The sequence below is a fragment of the Paenibacillus sp. R-74696 genome (assembly GCF_055814915.1).
In genome coordinates this window covers 261,534-276,113 of sequence record NZ_JBPULM010000045.1, presented here as the reverse complement: position 1 = coordinate 276,113, position 14,580 = coordinate 261,534, and the positions used below count along the sequence as shown (strand labels likewise).

Sequence of the window (14,580 nt, the reverse complement as noted above, 5' to 3'; positions counted from 1 at the left end):
TTTCGACACCCTTTTTTCTTCAATATCCTCTAGAGGAAGTGAAAGCTGCATGGTATACTGTTCGGTAGTAGTCGTCAGATTACGCAAAAAAATCGCCCTTTCTGTAGTGGTTGTGTGGTAACTCCCATTCTACAAGATTTTGCGATTTTTTTTTGCTTATTTTTTACATGTCACGAAAATGGGGGGGACCAGAAGTCAGTTTTCACTGACTTTCTGGACAGCCCCTTGTTCTGTTTCTTGTTTTTCCTCTTGATTATCTTCTTCTTCTGGCGCTGATTTTTTTGGATATGAAAACTCCTTGTTAGCTATCCGAGGTTCATCGTCGTCAAAAGCAAAGCTATTAAACATTCTAATTTCCTCCTTTTCCCTTTTAAGCAACCGACACCAGTCTACTACATTAGCCATCTTTTGGCGATATGTGGAAGCGAACAAAAATAATACACGCTTTGAGTTGTTGTCCACCGATTGTCCACCAAATTCACAAAAAAGCGCCTAAAACCACCTAAAACCACCTAAAACCACCTAAAACCACCTAAAACCACCTAAAACCACAACAACCGTTACCCAATAAACCTAGTAAAACCGCACTACACCCACATGCACAATTAGGGTTTTGTGTCCTCTCCCATGAATCGAGCGTCCCGAAAGGGGCGCTCGATTTTTTTTGGCGTTTTATTTTACAGAAGCATCCTGCGCAATAAACCATACACCCGTTTCCTGCGAGGATTTAACGGTGTATACAATGCCATTGCGCTCGGCAGATTTATTTAAGTTATACATATCAACATTGCTGTCCATCATACCTAGCTCCTCAAAAATATCTCCGCTCTCATTGGTTTCCAAATCAGGATTAGTTGCTCCAATTAAAGCTCCGAATGACAGAATCAAATTAGCGCCCGATTGAGCAGTTCCATCACCAGAACCCATAATAAGAAGCTCTTTAATAGCTCCTGTTTCTTTATTTATAAACCCATTGAGGTAGATGGAGTCAGTAAGCTGATGCTGAAAGCCGGAACCTTCTATTTTCAAAGACTTAACGGTAAACTTGGCTCCAAGCGTTTCTGATGCTTTATTGAAAGCTTTACGGAAGCTCTCTACATCTTGAGCAACGACACCTTCAGCTTTTGCCTTTTCGGTCTTAGAAGTTTCTTCCTTCTTAGAGTCTGTTGCTTTGCTCGCTGTTTCAGATGCGGTTTTGGTTTCATTTTTGGAACTTTCTGCGTTTGTAGCAGCTGGAGTAGTGCTTCTATCTTTATTCAAATTACTTACACTTCCTACGATTAGGACGATGATTAACCAGAACCACCATTTTGTATAAAGCGGTTTTCTTTGCTGCATTTTAATTGCCCCTAAGATCTTTTTATACTTTTACAGCTATTCCGACTTGGACGATGCCTTATCGAGCTGGCTTTCATTGCTTTTCACCGAGGCGCTGCCTGCGGCATCCTCATCGCGCAGCTGGCCATTTACAAGACCGGCAAGCAGGATGACGGTGATTACCCAAAACAACCATTTTTTATAAAACGGCTGGCTCTTCATTGTTCATGCTCCTATCGTTTATTCATGTGTGCAGCCTCATTTATTTAACTGTTTAGCTGAAAGGTGACTTCCAGCTTTTTCGAACCGGTTTGGGCTTCGCCTGTACTCGTTAATGCCATTTTACCGGTAGCGAGCGTAGAGTGCGAAGTATCGTTCTGGACGACATCTACAAACACCGAATTGACGATCTGCGATTTAGTAAGTGCGATTGAGCAGGCATGCTGCACAAGCTTTTTAAGCTCTTGTTGATTGGCAGTCAGCGTACTGAGCGTAACATGCCAAATACCAGTGTCATCCATATGTTCATCCGTTATTTCGTAAACAGGCAGCTGCACTTCTGGAGAAGGGGAAAGGATGTCAGTTGCTCCGCACTCGTTGTTATTGAAGGGGGAGCTGGCACCTCATCCGCTATTTGCTGATCTTTATTCCCTGTATAAATGATCCCAACCATACTGCCTGCCAAGAGAGCGACAATGATAAAGCGGGTCTGATTGAATAATAGCTTTCTTCGTTTCAATTGTAACGACTCCTATACTAAAATTTACTTGAATTGCTCGCGAACCCCTTCAAAAGCGGCTTTCATATCATCGCTAGCTGCGGTTGAAATGAATCCAAAGCTGAATTTATCTTCTATAATAAGGCCGATAAATTCCTTATCCCCGTCCCCTTTTACCAAAGTCAGGGTACCCTTCGTTCCGTCTTTTTCATAGTCGACTGTCTCCACAACTTTCGGATTCAAAAAATGATCCTTCTCATCGATAACCGCAGATGCGGCAAATACAAATATGCTTTGAACATCAGGATGCATATGCTCCTGGGCAAATTTCTTTCTGGCTTCTACATCGGTTTCATTATAGTAGGAGTTAATATAACCAAGCGTAAGCTGCTCGCTTACGTTCAAGTCTTTTTCAGGCTCGGCGGTCGGTGCGGCAGTTGCCTCGGTTTCCGGTGAAGGAGATGCCGAAGCTTCAAGCATTGATGAAGGGCTTGGTGATGCAGTAGCCGCTTCTTCCGATGAGCATCCGCTCAGAACGCCAATAGCGACCGCCGTTATTAGGCCATAACTGATCTTTTTGTAAAATGTTTTTCTCGTTTGCAATGTGTCCGCTCCCTTTATCGTTGTTTCGACACCAATATACTACAAAAGTGATGTTTTGGCGATATGTGGAAGGGCGAATAGATAGACTAGCCTAAAATGCCATATAACCCCTTAGTATAATATGAATATTTTTATTTAAACAGTCTGTTTTTTTATGGAATTAAGCAATAAAATGACCTTATAAAACAGCGGGAGATGGTCATGTGAAGGGTTTATTAATTAATTTTACAAAAAGTTTGCTAATATTAAGCTTTCTGGTATCGTTTTTTGTTTTCGAAAAGAGTGCGTTTGCGGCGGTGCCAACAGATAATGGCTTGCTAAATTGTGTGCCATTGAGTCGAAGCACAAATGACAATGATAATACGGTGAAAATCACAGACCTGGCAATGAATGATAATGTTGAGACTGGAAATTCGTATAATGAGATTGGCCGCGATAGTAAAAAAGGCTTTGACATCGTCTGGTATGAATATTCGGAAGCAAAGAGAATTGATTCGTACTACTTAAAAACAAAAAATACTTCAGGTACATTAGCGATGAAGTTTATTGATACAAACGGCATAATTTATGAGATTACTAATTTGAACCGAAATGGTGTGAATACTGCATTTCCAACACCATATGAAAATATCAAAAAGGTAGAACTGATTAATAAAGACCTTGAAGAGGCAAAAATAGCTCAAGTGTATGAATGGGATTTATTCGGAACACCTGTGGCGAGCCAAAGCATTCAAGCGGTTGCTGAAGCAGATGGTATTCAAATATCTTGGGAAAATGTGACGGAAGGGGTTACTTATAAAGTAAATAGAAAGACTACCAGCAGTGGAGCCTATACAACAATTGCATCAGGCGTTGCTGGAACCTCTTATTTGGATACGAGCGCTGTGAAAAATACGATTTATTACTATCAAGTTGTTGCGGTACGTAGCAATGTGGAATGCTCCACCTCATTCGAGGTATCTGCCCAAACTTTGGGGCAAAGCCGTGCTATTCTTGTGATTACGATGACTAACGGTCTTGAGAAAGAATATGATCTGACAGTGGTAGAAGTAAATGCCTTCATTGATTGGTATGATGCGAAGGATGCTGGAGTAGGCAAAGAAAAATACTCCTTCAATAAAACATGGAATAAAGGGCCGTTCCTCAGCCGGACAGATTACGTTATTTTTGATAAAATCTTATTTTTCGATGTAAGTGAATATGAGGATACGACCATTTAAGAGGGGGCAACCCCTCTTTTTTTAATTTATGGGCGATCATCTAGAACGTTCTGCTGTGACCGTAACTCCTCTTTAATATCCCATGGCAATTATGGTACGATAGGCGAGGATAGCGAATAAAGGGGGCATTTGGCAGTGAGAGTCATTGCGGGCGCAGCCAAGGGACGACCGCTGAGGGCGGTGCCTGGCAACAATACAAGACCTACGACCGATAAGGTGAAGGAAGCGATTTTCAGCATGATTGGGCCCTTTTTTGACGGGGGCGTTGCGCTGGATTTGTTTGCTGGAACCGGAGGGCTTGGCATAGAGGCTTGGAGCAGAGGGGCCGAGCGGACGATTTTTATCGATCAGGAGAAAAATAGCATCGACATCATTCGCCACAATACGCAGGCGGCCGGTATGGGGCAGGAAGCAGAAATTTACCGCAACGATGCAGAGCGGGCATTAAAGTTGTTGGAAAAGCGTGGAATCGCTTTCTCGCTTGTTTTTCTGGACCCGCCATACCGAATCATAACGGCGGACAAGCTCATGACTTACATGGCTGACCACGGCATGCTTGAAGATGGGGCAACTATTGTCGTTGAACATGACGCAGCCCATACCTATGAGGAGCAGTGGAGCGGCTTTTTTCAACTGAAAAAAAACAAATATGGCGACACGGCGGTAACTATTTATCGCTACGAGCCGAATGAAGCTCAAAATGGAGGACTTAACGATGCAGACAAATGACCAGATTCGCGTAGCCGTATACCCTGGAAGCTTTGACCCTGTCACTTTTGGGCATTTGGATATTATCCGCCGTTCGGCGAAGCAGTTCGACCATTTAATAGTAGCGGTGCTGAATAATACAAGCAAGAACCCGCTTTTCAGCCTGGAGGAGCGCAAGGAAATGATCACCGAGCTGACATCGGATTTGACGAATGTTTCGGTTGAAAGCTTCCGCGATTTGCTCGTGCGTTTCATGAAGTCCCACAACGCCAACGTGATTGTACGGGGCATTCGCTCGGTAACCGATTTTGAGTATGAGCTTACGCTAGCATCGACGAACCGGCTGCTTGACGAGGACATTGATACGATTTTTATGATGACCGATCCGAAGTATTCTTATCTCAGCTCCAGTATTGTGAAAGAGATCGCGCAGTTTCAAGGTGCGGTGTCTGAGCTCGTTCCGCCCGCGGTGGAGAAGCGTCTGACTGAGAAGTACAAGTCGAAGCAGTAGATGTTAATTGCTCAGCAAAGCTATTTCTGTAGCTGAAACTGAGCATTATTTGGGTATGTCAGCCTCTCTTCGTGCTAGCATATACAGCGCTGCGAGCAGAAGCATGAGCAGCGCTGATGCAGCCAAAGTGTAGGGCCACAGATTAGGGAAATGCTGCGTGTGAAAATAGCCCGGAACCGGGCTGTTCATCCACGCCCCGTTTGATGAAACGGCTGGCAGCGCACTAGCGGCTAGCCGCCAAAAATCAAAAGGGGCGCTGGCGAGCAGCTGCTGCGCCGGCTTCCACAATAGCACCACGAACCAAGCGGCATGGGCGGCATGCAGCAGCTTGGCGCCAGCGAGCGGGAGGAGCTTAAGGTCTGTCCCGCTTGTAGAATAGCCTGCCTGCAGCAGGCCGCTGATGCCGCTCCAAGCGAGTATCGCGGCGGTGATAGCGGCGCTCAGCACAGGTGCGAGGCTCGGTGCTTCCAGCACGGCAGCTGTGTAGGTGCCGATATGGCTTTCCAGCAGCGCGGGCAGGAAGAGCGCTTCCCACCAGCTTCCTGAGCTGATAAAAAGCCAAAGCGGCTGCATAAGCCGGGCGATGACAGCGGTGAAAATAATCAGGCCGCCAATCAGCATCAGCTTCTGCACGCCGCCGGATACGGCTTCGCCGAGCGCCCGCCCGAAGCCGCGGCCGTCGCTTTCCCGCGCGGCGGTGATGGCCTTGGCCGCCCGTTCAATTAAGCGGCCTTCCAGCGCCTGGGCGGCGCGAGCCGGCAAAGCCTCGGACCTGCTGGTCAGCAGCAGCAGCCAGGCTGTCCAAAGCGCAGCCAGCCAGACTGCCGCTGCGATCAACAGCCCCAGCTCCGGCTGATGCATAAAGCCTGCGCCGAGAACGACAAGCATGAAGATGGGATTCGGCATATGTGAAAAGGCGAGCAGCCGCTGGCCTTCTTGGAGCGTAACCTGCCCATGCCTGCGAAGCACGGCTGTCGTTTCGGCACCAGCGGGAAAGCCGGATAGCCAGCCGAATAGCAGGGGGAGCGCTGCCTCTCCGGGAAGCCGGAATAAGCGGCGCATGAGCGGCTGGAGCAGCACGCCGATTCCATGTACGAGGCCAAAGGCGGTAATGAGCTCGAATAGGACGAGAAAAGGCAGCAGCCCAGGAAAAACAATATTCCACCATAGGGTCAATCCTTGAAGGGAAGCTTGAAAGGCTGCTTCTGACTGGTAGATAACAGCTCCGACCAGCAGAATGGACGCTAGCGCTGCGAGCAAGGTTTTAGCCACTGGACGATCAACTCCATTTCAGGTCATCGTAGGGAATTGCATGATTTCGATAAGTGCAAAAACACAAATTTTCAGCTGCGCGTATGGAAATACGGGCTATTTGCAGCGCCTGCATGCCCGTCAATTAGAGCTTTGCAATACAAAGGCTGCTTGAGAGCGCCGGGAAATTACAAATGGCAGCTAGTATAGCGGCTTGTACGATATGTATGCAGCCCCTTGGCCTGATAGAACAAGGGATGAAGAAGGTTTATGAGCAACGAAAGGGGCGCGATTTGTCCTTGAAATCGTCAGGAGTAAGGCAGTTAGGCTTTATTATGATGGCGACCGCTTTATTCATGTATATGCTTTTGTACGCACCAACACCTTATGTCATGTACGAGCCTGGGCTTGCTGCTCCGACGAAGCCAATGGTTCGTTTGGGTGAGGGAGCGGATGATGATGTAGCGGTGAAGCCCTCAGCAAGCCCATCGCCCGCTTCGAAGCCAGAAGAAGGTGCTTTTCTGATGACAGCTGTAAGGCTATCGGATGCGAATTGGTGGGAAACCCTGTCATCTGCATGGGATAAGGATATAGCGACTTACAGCCGCTCATCGATTTTGCGCGGCTATACAGAGCAGGAATACGCGGAGCGAATGACCGTCGTCATGCAAGGCTCGCAAAATCAAGCCATTGAAGCTGCATACCGCTTCGCCCATCTTTCCTATCAATCAGTGGTCGACAGCATTGCAGTGTCGGATGTGTTGCAGGGCAGTGATGGCAGCGGTTGGGAGCCCGGAGATGTTCTCGTTTCGTTAAAAGGCGGCAAGCCATTTGCGGATGCCGAGCAAATCGTCAGCGAGCTTGGTGCCCATAAGCCAGGCGATGAGGCCGTATTTACCGTAAAGCGGGCAGGAGCAGAGCAAGACGTTGCGATTACGCTGGGCGCCTATGAGGCTCCTCTAACGCCTGATAAGCTTCCTGTCGCGCTTGGCGGTGTTCAGCTTGCTGAGCTTCGCAGCCTGGAGCCGGACGATAGCCGCTTTAAGCTGCAAATCGATGCAGGAGCCATTGGCGGCCCCTCCGCGGGGCTGATGTTTGCTCTGCAGTCGCTTGATTTGCTGCTCGACAAGCAGGATTTGACGGGCGGAGCGATTATTGCTGGAACAGGTACAATCGCAGCCGATGGGACGGTTGGGGAAATTGGCGGCATTGCGTTCAAGGTCATTGCGGCAAGCCGCGAGGGAGCAGAGCTGTTTCTCGCCCCGTCCGCCAATTACAAGGAGGCTGCGGACAAGGCGAAGGACATCAAGGCGAGCATGAAGGTCGTCAGCGTGAATAGTCTCAGCGAGGCTAAGCAGATGATTGAGCAGTATATCAGCGAAAAATAGGCGGTTTGAATTATAGCATGATCGGCTTGGCATAATAGTCGCGAAATAAGGCGCCCGGCTGCTGGCCTCCAGCATGAGCGAGCATATAGGCAGCAGTAGCTTGCGTATCAAGCTCTAAATAACGGTAGGGCTGATCAGCAGCCGACGCGCTTAACAGGACAGGCAGCGTCGCGGTTGTGCGCATTTTTCGCAGCAGTCCTTTGCCTTTCTCGCTAAAGCCAAGCACGCGAATATATTGCAGTCCACTGCGCAGCTTGTCCGGTGTGAAATCCGACTTGGCATGTCCAAGCAAAATAGAGAGCAGAGACCGCTGAAGCTTCGTTCGGGTATAACGTTTCGTTTTGAGCTCTGTAAGCAGGTGCTCCACCTGAAGCTGCTTCAGCCGTGGCAGCGTTTTGCGAATGCGATGCTCTAGCCCCTCGGTTATTTCATGCAGTTCGGCCAGCTGCTGCGCTGAACGGGTGACGATGGCGTGCAGGAGAGGAGAAGCGAAGCTGTCCCAGCTTACGGGACTTCGCCCTGCATCCCATTCGCGCGCCAATACGTCATAGGTTGTGTCCGGCACGAAAGGCTTAATGCCTGCAAGCTGCCTCTCCAGCAAAAGCTGTTTGCGAATGGCGGTAGCGCTGGCAATGGCACTGTCCGTAACGTCCTCCTGATTATAAGCAGCTTTCTCGCGGCGAATGGTGAAAGGCTCCATTCGCCCGCCTAGACGCGCAAGGGCAATCAAATAGTGCAGCCCCAACGTATGATTGGGCATGGCAAAAGGAAACGCAGCAGCCTCTGGCTTTCCTATGCTGCCCAAATAAGCGGCTACCGCGCTGCTGTAGGCGCTCGGGTAGCTTATCCCCGTAGCCAGCCGCTCTTTTAGCTGCGAGGCGAAAGCGGGCGGCTCCTGCGCGATGACGGAGGCGGCATCCATAAGCGGAGCCAAATCGCCGCTTTCCGTACCGAAGCAGAAGCCATCGACGACGCCCGTTGCCTCCAGCAGCGCAACGGCGCCGTAGGAGAACCATTCCGCTGCCTGTGTTGCGTAGGCTACTGGCAGTTCAATGACGAGATCGCAGCCCCCGCGCAGCGCGGCTTCCGTACGGCTCCATTTGTCCATTACGGCAGGTTCGCCGCGCTGGAGGAAATGCCCGCTCATTACAGCGACAACGGCATCAGAGCCGCTTGCCAGCAGCGACTGCTCCAAATGATAGCGATGGCCATTGTGAAATGGATTATATTCAACAATTAATCCTACCGTACGCATATAACCGTGCTCCTCAATTGTAAAATGGTTGCATTACAAGCGTAAACGGCTTAAGCTATCCTTGGCGGCAAAGCAGCCGTTTCGCTGGTGGAATATAAGCCTACTATAAGTGTAAAACTTATCATTGCTTATATTTCAAGAATAACATAGCTATGATTAAGATAAAATCGGAGTCATCATTTTCAACCGTTGAAAGCGAAAAAAGCTAATCCTCTGTGAAAATGTTGACAAAACCCTTATAAAATAGCTATAATAAATTTTGTTTGTTTGAGGTGATAATATGCAGTTTCATGTAGAAGAAACGATGTCCAAGAGGTTAAAGCATACAATCAATGAATCCATTGATGTTGCTCCTCTATTTGAAGGACGGGCTGATGTGATTAACACAGGTCCGCTCCATGTCGCGCTTAAGGTAGAAGGAAATGCAGGATCCATCTTGGTTGATGGTGAAATGACTATCGATTGGGAGCTTGCTTGCTCCAGATGCTTGGAAGCCGTTCAGGAGCATACAGTCATTCCTTTCTCCGAGCAGTTCGAGCCTGCGCCGAAACGTGGCAAAGACGAGGATGAGCAGGAAGAGGACGACGACGACAGCGACTTCATTGCGGTATCCGGTGAAAGATTGAATTTGCAGCCTTATGTGGAAGAGGCGCTTCAACTGTTTATGCCGTTTGCCCCGCTTTGCAAGAGTGATTGTAAAGGACTTTGTCACACATGCGGACAAAACTTAAATGAACAGACATGCGGTTGCAACAACGAGAAGCTTGACCATCGTTTTGCAGCACTACAGGATTTGTTCAAGGATCAATAGTGTATCGCTTCGCGAATATTGTGAAGGAGGTGTTAAACATGGCAGTACCTCAAAGAAGAACGTCCAAAACTCGCCGCGACAAACGTCGCACTCACTTTAAGTTGGCTGTACCAGGTATGGTAAAATGCGAGCAATGCGGAGAGCTGAAATTGGCTCATCACGTATGCAAAGTGTGCGGATACTACAAAACGAAAGAAATTATTGCTCAATAATTTCCGGGATCTCACAATGGCACTTCATCGCTTGGTGAGGTGCTGTTTTTTTGCACACGTTTAGCTCCTTATAGCAGCGCTTACCGTTTCTTTGCGGGACGAAGCCGCCTTTAACCAGGCGGAAGTAACCGTCTAGGCTTGACTCGCTGCTTACAGAGGCTTTTTTTATAGAGAAGTTTAGTACCAGGTGATAATAGCAGACGTTGGTCTGTTGGGCCGACGTTTTTATAAAATATATGATTGGTCAAAAAGCATTTTTGCGCCTGCTTACACGCCAGTCCAAGGTGGTGCCGACGATCGAACGAATGCCCAAACGGCAGCGGCATCAGCTGCTTGCCAAACTAATGGAGGAAAATCCGTTCATGACAGACCGGGAGCTTACAAGGCATTTGAAGGTAAGCATCCAAACGATCCGCCTGGATCGGATGGAACTTGGTATTCCCGAACTGCGCGAGCGGCTGAAGCTGATGGCGGAGCGTTCGTACGATACGGTACGGTCATTGCCGCTTCATGAAGTTATAGGTGATATTGTTGATCTTCAGCTGAATAAAAGCGGAATTTCAATCTTTGAAATACGTGAGGAGCACGTTTTCTCGCGAACCGGCATTGCCCGGGGCCATCACGTTTTTGCCCAAGCCAATTCGCTGGCCGTCGCCATTATCGACAATCCCATCGCTTTAACGGTAACGGCGGACATTCGATTTATTCGCCCGGTAAAATTAGATGAAAAATGCATAGCGAAAGCCTATGTGAGGTCGATTTCCGGCGAACGCTCCAAAGCGAAGGTCGAAATTTTCACGTATGTTGGTGAAGAAATGGTTTTTCAAGGGAATTTTGTGATTTTCCGATCCGCGGGGGAGGCGGAGAATGAAGGAGGGGACGAACATGCGGATAGCCATTGATGCTATGGGCGGAGATAATGCGCCTGGCCTCATTGTGAAGGGCGTGCTTGAAGCCGCGCATGAGTGGCCGGATACGGAGCTCGTACTGGTAGGAGATACTGCCATCATCGAGCAGCTGATGGGCGGCAATAAGCCAGCCAATATCAGTCTGTGTCATGCCGATGAGGTCATCGGTCCAGATGATGAGCCGGTAAAGGCTGTTAGGCGTAAAAAAGGAGCCTCCATGGTCGTTGCGGGCCAGCTCGTCCGTGAAAAACGCGCAGACGCAATGCTGTCTGCCGGTAATACCGGAGCATTGATGACGACAGGACTGCTCGTTGTCGGCCGTCTGGATGGCATTGAGCGCCCGGCGCTCGCGCCTATGCTTCCGACGATGGACGATGTCGGCATGCTGGCGCTCGATCTAGGTGCCAATATGGATGCAAAGCCAGAGCATTTATTGCAATACGCAATTATGGGGAGCATTTATCGCTCCAAAGTGCATGGAATGGAAAAGCCGCGTGTCGGGCTGCTCAACGTTGGAACGGAAGCTCGCAAAGGCAATGAACTGACTAAGGCGGCGTACGATCTGCTTGAACATGCGCCGATTCATTTTATCGGGAATGTTGAAGCGAGAGATGTGCTAAGCCGCAGCTGTGATGTTCTTATTTGCGACGGCTTTGCCGGAAATATTATGCTGAAAGCGATGGAAGGCACGGCAGGCTCCCTGTTTGGCTTCATCAAAAACGCTTTTGGCGAAACGCTGCTTACCAAGCTGGCCGGAGCGATTATGCTGCCGAAGCTGCGCAAGCTCAAAAACAAAATGGACTATAAAGAACATGGTAGCGCACCGCTGCTCGGTTTGAACGGACTCGTCATGAAATGCCATGGCTCCTCCGACGAGGTAGCTGTCAAAAGTGCGATTCGCCAGGCGCGAATTGCCATTCAAGGCAAGCTGACCGAATCGATTGCAGCGGAAATAAGCGGGAAGTGAGTGTGTTGTGGTGATTTTGCATCCTGTAGGCATTATTGGTACAGGCAAATATGTGCCTGAACGTATTATAACGAATCAGCAGCTTGAACAAATGGTTGAAACGAATGATGAGTGGATCGTTACCCGCACAGGAATTAGCGAGCGCCGGATGGCTGCACCCGAAGAAGCGACGTCGGACCTCGCTTATGAAGCCTCCAAGGCTGCAATTGCAGCTGCAGGGCTTACGGTAGAGGATATCGATCTCATTATCGTGGCGACGATAACGCCAGACATGGCATTTCCATCGACCTCCTGTCTGCTTCAAGAGAAGCTAGGAGCCAAACAAGCGGCAGCATTCGATCTTTCCGCAGCTTGCTCGGGCTTTATTTATGGCCTTGCAACAGCGACGAGCATGATTTCTTCTGGCTTGTATAAGCATGTGCTTGTTGTTGGCGCGGAGACGCTTTCGCGTATTACGGACTACACAGACCGCAATACATGCATTTTGTTTGGTGACGGTGCTGGAGCGGTTGTGCTTGGCGAGGTAGCAGAAGGAAGAGGCTTTAAGTCTTTCCAGCTCGGTGCAGATGGCGGCGGCGGCGAGCTGCTGAAAGTAAGCGGCGGCGGTTCCCGCATGCCAGCTACGGAGGAAAGTGTCGCATCGCGGCAGCATTTTATCCATATGGCTGGAAATGATGTATTCAAGTTTGCAGTGCGCATTATGGGCAGTGCAGCAGAGGAAGCGCTTCGCAAAGCGGATATGACGAAGGATCAAATCGATCTGCTTATCCCGCATCAGGCGAATATCCGAATCATTCAATCGGCGCTTAACCGTTTGAATTTGCCAGAAGAGAAATGCATGATTAATTTGAACAACTATGGCAATATGTCGGCAGCATCGATTCCGGTGGCGCTGGCAGAGGCGGTTGAACAAAACCGGGTAAAAGAAGGAGACGCTCTCGTATTCGTCGGCTTTGGCGGCGGACTGACTTGGGGAGCTTCTGTATTGATTTGGTAACGGAGGGATTGCAGGATGGGTAAAACCGCTTTTGTATTTCCAGGACAAGGTGCTCAGGCTGTAGGGATGGGCAAGGATGTTTATGAAGCATTCGCGGATTGTCGCCAGATTTTTGAACAGGCGGATGAAGCGCTTGGCTTTAAGCTGAGCGATATTATTTTTGAAGGGCCGGAGGACACGCTCAAGCAGACGGCCAATACACAGCCTGCGCTGCTTACCGTAAGCGTCGCGTTGCTGCAAGCGCTAGAAGGCCGAGGCTTAAAGGCGGACTATGTAGCAGGCCACAGCCTTGGGGAATATAGCGCGCTAGTAGCTTCTGGCGTATTATCCTTTGAGGATGCCGTTCGTACGGTGCGCTCCCGCGGTCTCTTTATGGAGCAGGCGGTTCCGGGTGGACATGGCGCTATGGCAGCCGTGCTTGGCGCAGAGCGTGAAGCACTTGCCGAGCTATGTCGCATGGTGACGGCAGAAGGCCATGTTGTTGAGCTTGCGAACGTGAACTGCCCAGGGCAGATCGTCGTTTCCGGTTCCGCAGCAGGCGTTGGGGCCATTGTCGAGCGCGGCAAGGAAGCCGGATTCAAGCGGGTCATTCCGCTTGAGGTTAGCGGCCCCTTCCATTCATCGCTTATGAAGCCTGCTGCTGAGCAGCTTGACGGCGTATTGGCAGGCGTAAGCATGAGCGATGCAGCTGTGCCGGTTGTAACTAACGTTACAGCCAGTGCAGTTACGGATGCGTCGGCGCTTCGCGCCTTGCTGGTCGAGCAAGTTTACTCGCCAGTATTGTGGGAAGACAGCGTTCGTTATTTAATCGCTGAAGGTGTAGATACTTTCGTGGAAATCGGTTCAGGCACAGTGCTTGCTGGCTTGATCAAAAAAATCGATAGATCCGTCAAGGTGATTTCGCTTAACAGCATCGCAGCATTAGATGCTTTGCAAGCAGCCGAATAGGGGAGGTTTTATCATGTTCGCGAATTTGGAAGGCAAGAAGGCGCTTGTAACGGGCGCTTCCCGTGGGATTGGCAGAGCGATTGCGATCGCGCTGGCAGAAGCCGGGGCAGATGTTGCCATTAACTATTCGGGCAGCGAGGCGGCAGCCGCTGAGACAGCTCAAGCTGTAGAGGCGCTTGGACGCCGTGCCATTGTACTGCAGGCTAATGTAGGCAAGGCAGCTGAATTCGATGCTATGGTCAAGGATGTGCTGGAGCAGTTCGGTGCTATTGATATTTTGGTGAATAATGCCGGAATTACAAGAGACAACCTGATTATGCGTATGAAGGAAGAGGAATTTGACCAAGTTATTGAGACGAACTTAAAGGGCGTATTCAATGGCATCAAAGCAGTTACTCGTTCAATGATGAAGCAGCGTTCAGGCCGCATTATTAATATTTCTTCCGTCGTCGGGGTGCTTGGCAATCCTGGACAAGCTAACTATGTTGCTGCTAAGGCTGGCGTTATTGGCCTAACGAAAGCTAGCGCGAAGGAACTCGCTTCGCGTGGCATTACGGTCAATTGCGTCGCGCCAGGCTTCATTCAGACTGAAATGACGGACAAGCTTCCGGAAGAAATGAAGGAATCGCTTGTTGCTCAAATTCCGCTTGCGCGCCTTGGCAGCTCGGAAGATATTGCAGCAGCTGTACGTTTTCTGGCGTCTGATGCAGCAGGCTATATGACGGGTCAAACCGTTCATGTAGATGGCGGCATGTACATGTAATAT

At 49.4% G+C, this 14,580-nt stretch carries 19 protein-coding genes; 11 read left to right on the top strand and 8 right to left on the bottom strand.

The genetic code is table 11. The features are described 5' to 3' along the window. Window positions 1-195: 195 nt before the first annotated feature. The 6 genes from ACSR9A_RS21445 to ACSR9A_RS21420 all read right to left on the bottom strand — a co-directional run bounded on the left by ACSR9A_RS21445 (window position 196) and on the right by ACSR9A_RS21420 (window position 2,638). A complete protein-coding gene (locus tag ACSR9A_RS21445) occupies window positions 196-348 on the bottom strand; it encodes a hypothetical protein (RefSeq protein ID WP_473759382.1) in 153 nt (50 codons plus the stop codon). Window positions 349-672: 324 nt separating this feature from the next. Then, on the bottom strand, window positions 673-1,338 hold the full coding sequence (locus tag ACSR9A_RS21440; RefSeq protein WP_473759381.1) for a hypothetical protein: 666 nt from the start codon (window positions 1,336-1,338) through the stop codon (window positions 673-675). Between the two features lie 36 nt (window positions 1,339-1,374). Further along, window positions 1,375-1,539: a hypothetical protein gene (locus ACSR9A_RS21435; RefSeq protein WP_473759380.1), complete on the bottom strand. Its 165-nt coding sequence runs from the start codon at window positions 1,537-1,539 to the stop codon at window positions 1,375-1,377. Window positions 1,540-1,583: 44 nt separating this feature from the next. Then, a complete protein-coding gene (locus ACSR9A_RS21430) occupies window positions 1,584-1,838 on the bottom strand; it encodes a hypothetical protein (RefSeq protein WP_473759379.1) in 255 nt (84 codons plus the stop codon). A gap of 11 nt (window positions 1,839-1,849) precedes the next feature. After that, on the bottom strand, window positions 1,850-2,056 hold the full coding sequence (locus ACSR9A_RS21425; RefSeq protein ID WP_473759378.1) for a hypothetical protein: 207 nt from the start codon (window positions 2,054-2,056) through the stop codon (window positions 1,850-1,852). Window positions 2,057-2,080: 24 nt separating this feature from the next. Further along, entirely contained in the window at window positions 2,081-2,638 is a 558-nt protein-coding gene (locus ACSR9A_RS21420; protein WP_473759377.1) for a hypothetical protein, read from the bottom strand. A 203-nt stretch (window positions 2,639-2,841) separates the two neighbouring features. On the opposite strand from ACSR9A_RS21420, the gene ACSR9A_RS21415 reads away from it, so the two are divergent. The 3 genes from ACSR9A_RS21415 to coaD all read left to right on the top strand — a co-directional run bounded on the left by ACSR9A_RS21415 (window position 2,842) and on the right by coaD (window position 5,077). Further along, a complete protein-coding gene (locus tag ACSR9A_RS21415; protein ID WP_473759376.1) occupies window positions 2,842-3,858 on the top strand; it encodes a hypothetical protein in 1,017 nt (338 codons plus the stop codon). Window positions 3,859-3,993: 135 nt separating this feature from the next. Further along, window positions 3,994-4,587 (top strand): 16S rRNA (guanine(966)-N(2))-methyltransferase RsmD, encoded by a 594-nt coding sequence (rsmD, locus tag ACSR9A_RS21410; RefSeq protein ID WP_473759375.1) that lies wholly within the window; start codon window positions 3,994-3,996, stop codon window positions 4,585-4,587. Then, window positions 4,574-5,077 carry a pantetheine-phosphate adenylyltransferase gene (coaD, locus tag ACSR9A_RS21405; RefSeq protein WP_473759374.1) on the top strand — a complete coding sequence of 168 codons (504 nt, stop codon included), beginning with the start codon at window positions 4,574-4,576 and terminating at the stop codon, window positions 5,075-5,077. The genes rsmD and coaD overlap by 14 nt, the downstream gene beginning before the upstream one ends. A 45-nt stretch (window positions 5,078-5,122) precedes the next feature. On the opposite strand, the gene ACSR9A_RS21400 is transcribed toward coaD, so the two are convergent. Continuing rightward, window positions 5,123-6,349: a nucleoside recognition domain-containing protein gene (locus ACSR9A_RS21400; protein WP_473759373.1), complete on the bottom strand. Its 1,227-nt coding sequence runs from the start codon at window positions 6,347-6,349 to the stop codon at window positions 5,123-5,125. 173 nt (window positions 6,350-6,522) lie between these two features. Between ACSR9A_RS21400 and ACSR9A_RS21395 the strand changes: the two genes are divergently transcribed. Then, window positions 6,523-7,716, top strand: coding sequence for a YlbL family protein (locus ACSR9A_RS21395; protein ID WP_473759372.1), 1,194 nt, complete (start codon window positions 6,523-6,525; stop codon window positions 7,714-7,716). Window positions 7,717-7,726: 10 nt separating this feature from the next. Here ACSR9A_RS21395 and ACSR9A_RS21390 read toward each other — a convergent pair whose 3' ends face one another. Further along, complete coding sequence (locus ACSR9A_RS21390) at window positions 7,727-8,971, bottom strand: nucleotidyltransferase (RefSeq protein WP_473759371.1); 1,245 nt, start codon at window positions 8,969-8,971, stop codon at window positions 7,727-7,729. Between the two features lie 280 nt (window positions 8,972-9,251). Here ACSR9A_RS21390 and ACSR9A_RS21385 point away from each other — a divergent pair, with 280 nt between their 5' ends. From ACSR9A_RS21385 to fabG, 7 genes are all read left to right on the top strand, one after another. Continuing rightward, the gene (locus ACSR9A_RS21385; RefSeq protein WP_473759370.1) at window positions 9,252-9,782 is read left to right on the top strand and encodes a YceD family protein; all 531 of its coding nucleotides are present in this window, start codon (window positions 9,252-9,254) and stop codon (window positions 9,780-9,782) included. 38 nt (window positions 9,783-9,820) lie between these two features. Beyond that, on the top strand, window positions 9,821-9,994 hold the full coding sequence (gene rpmF / locus ACSR9A_RS21380; protein WP_042160385.1) for a 50S ribosomal protein L32: 174 nt from the start codon (window positions 9,821-9,823) through the stop codon (window positions 9,992-9,994). A 305-nt stretch (window positions 9,995-10,299) separates the two neighbouring features. Continuing rightward, window positions 10,300-10,896, top strand: a complete 597-nt coding sequence (gene fapR / locus ACSR9A_RS21375; RefSeq protein ID WP_338556715.1) for a transcription factor FapR — start codon at window positions 10,300-10,302, stop codon at window positions 10,894-10,896. Next, window positions 10,880-11,869 carry a phosphate acyltransferase PlsX gene (gene plsX / locus ACSR9A_RS21370; protein ID WP_473759369.1) on the top strand — a complete coding sequence of 330 codons (990 nt, stop codon included), beginning with the start codon at window positions 10,880-10,882 and terminating at the stop codon, window positions 11,867-11,869. The genes fapR and plsX overlap by 17 nt, the downstream gene beginning before the upstream one ends. A 10-nt stretch (window positions 11,870-11,879) precedes the next feature. Then, the gene (locus ACSR9A_RS21365; RefSeq protein WP_473760214.1) at window positions 11,880-12,866 is read left to right on the top strand and encodes a beta-ketoacyl-ACP synthase III; all 987 of its coding nucleotides are present in this window, start codon (window positions 11,880-11,882) and stop codon (window positions 12,864-12,866) included. Between the two features lie 15 nt (window positions 12,867-12,881). After that, window positions 12,882-13,814, top strand: coding sequence for an ACP S-malonyltransferase (gene fabD, locus ACSR9A_RS21360; protein WP_473759368.1), 933 nt, complete (start codon window positions 12,882-12,884; stop codon window positions 13,812-13,814). A gap of 13 nt (window positions 13,815-13,827) precedes the next feature. After that, entirely contained in the window at window positions 13,828-14,577 is a 750-nt protein-coding gene (fabG, locus tag ACSR9A_RS21355; protein ID WP_341282446.1) for a 3-oxoacyl-[acyl-carrier-protein] reductase, read from the top strand. Window positions 14,578-14,580: the final 3 nt, after the last annotated feature.

Bases quoted from the DNA above. Each gene is read 5' to 3' on its own strand.
- ACSR9A_RS21395 (WP_473759372.1), top strand. From the start codon at position 6,523: ATGGCAGCTAGTATAGCGGCTTGTACGATATGTATGCAGCCCCTTGGC.
- ACSR9A_RS21440 (WP_473759381.1), bottom strand. From the start codon at position 1,338: ATGCAGCAAAGAAAACCGCTTTATACAAAATGGTGGTTCTGGTTAATC.
- fabD (WP_473759368.1), top strand. From the start codon at position 12,882: ATGGGTAAAACCGCTTTTGTATTTCCAGGACAAGGTGCTCAGGCTGTA.
- plsX (WP_473759369.1), top strand. From the start codon at position 10,880: ATGCGGATAGCCATTGATGCTATGGGCGGAGATAATGCGCCTGGCCTC.
- ACSR9A_RS21430 (WP_473759379.1), bottom strand. From the start codon at position 1,838: ATGGATGACACTGGTATTTGGCATGTTACGCTCAGTACGCTGACTGCC.
- coaD (WP_473759374.1), top strand. From the start codon at position 4,574: ATGCAGACAAATGACCAGATTCGCGTAGCCGTATACCCTGGAAGCTTT.
- fapR (WP_338556715.1), top strand. From the start codon at position 10,300: ATGCCCAAACGGCAGCGGCATCAGCTGCTTGCCAAACTAATGGAGGAA.
- rpmF (WP_042160385.1), top strand. From the start codon at position 9,821: ATGGCAGTACCTCAAAGAAGAACGTCCAAAACTCGCCGCGACAAACGT.
- ACSR9A_RS21385 (WP_473759370.1), top strand. From the start codon at position 9,252: ATGCAGTTTCATGTAGAAGAAACGATGTCCAAGAGGTTAAAGCATACA.
- fabG (WP_341282446.1), top strand. From the start codon at position 13,828: ATGTTCGCGAATTTGGAAGGCAAGAAGGCGCTTGTAACGGGCGCTTCC.
- ACSR9A_RS21435 (WP_473759380.1), bottom strand. From the start codon at position 1,539: ATGAAGAGCCAGCCGTTTTATAAAAAATGGTTGTTTTGGGTAATCACC.
- ACSR9A_RS21445 (WP_473759382.1), bottom strand. From the start codon at position 348: ATGTTTAATAGCTTTGCTTTTGACGACGATGAACCTCGGATAGCTAAC.
- ACSR9A_RS21390 (WP_473759371.1), bottom strand. From the start codon at position 8,971: ATGCGTACGGTAGGATTAATTGTTGAATATAATCCATTTCACAATGGC.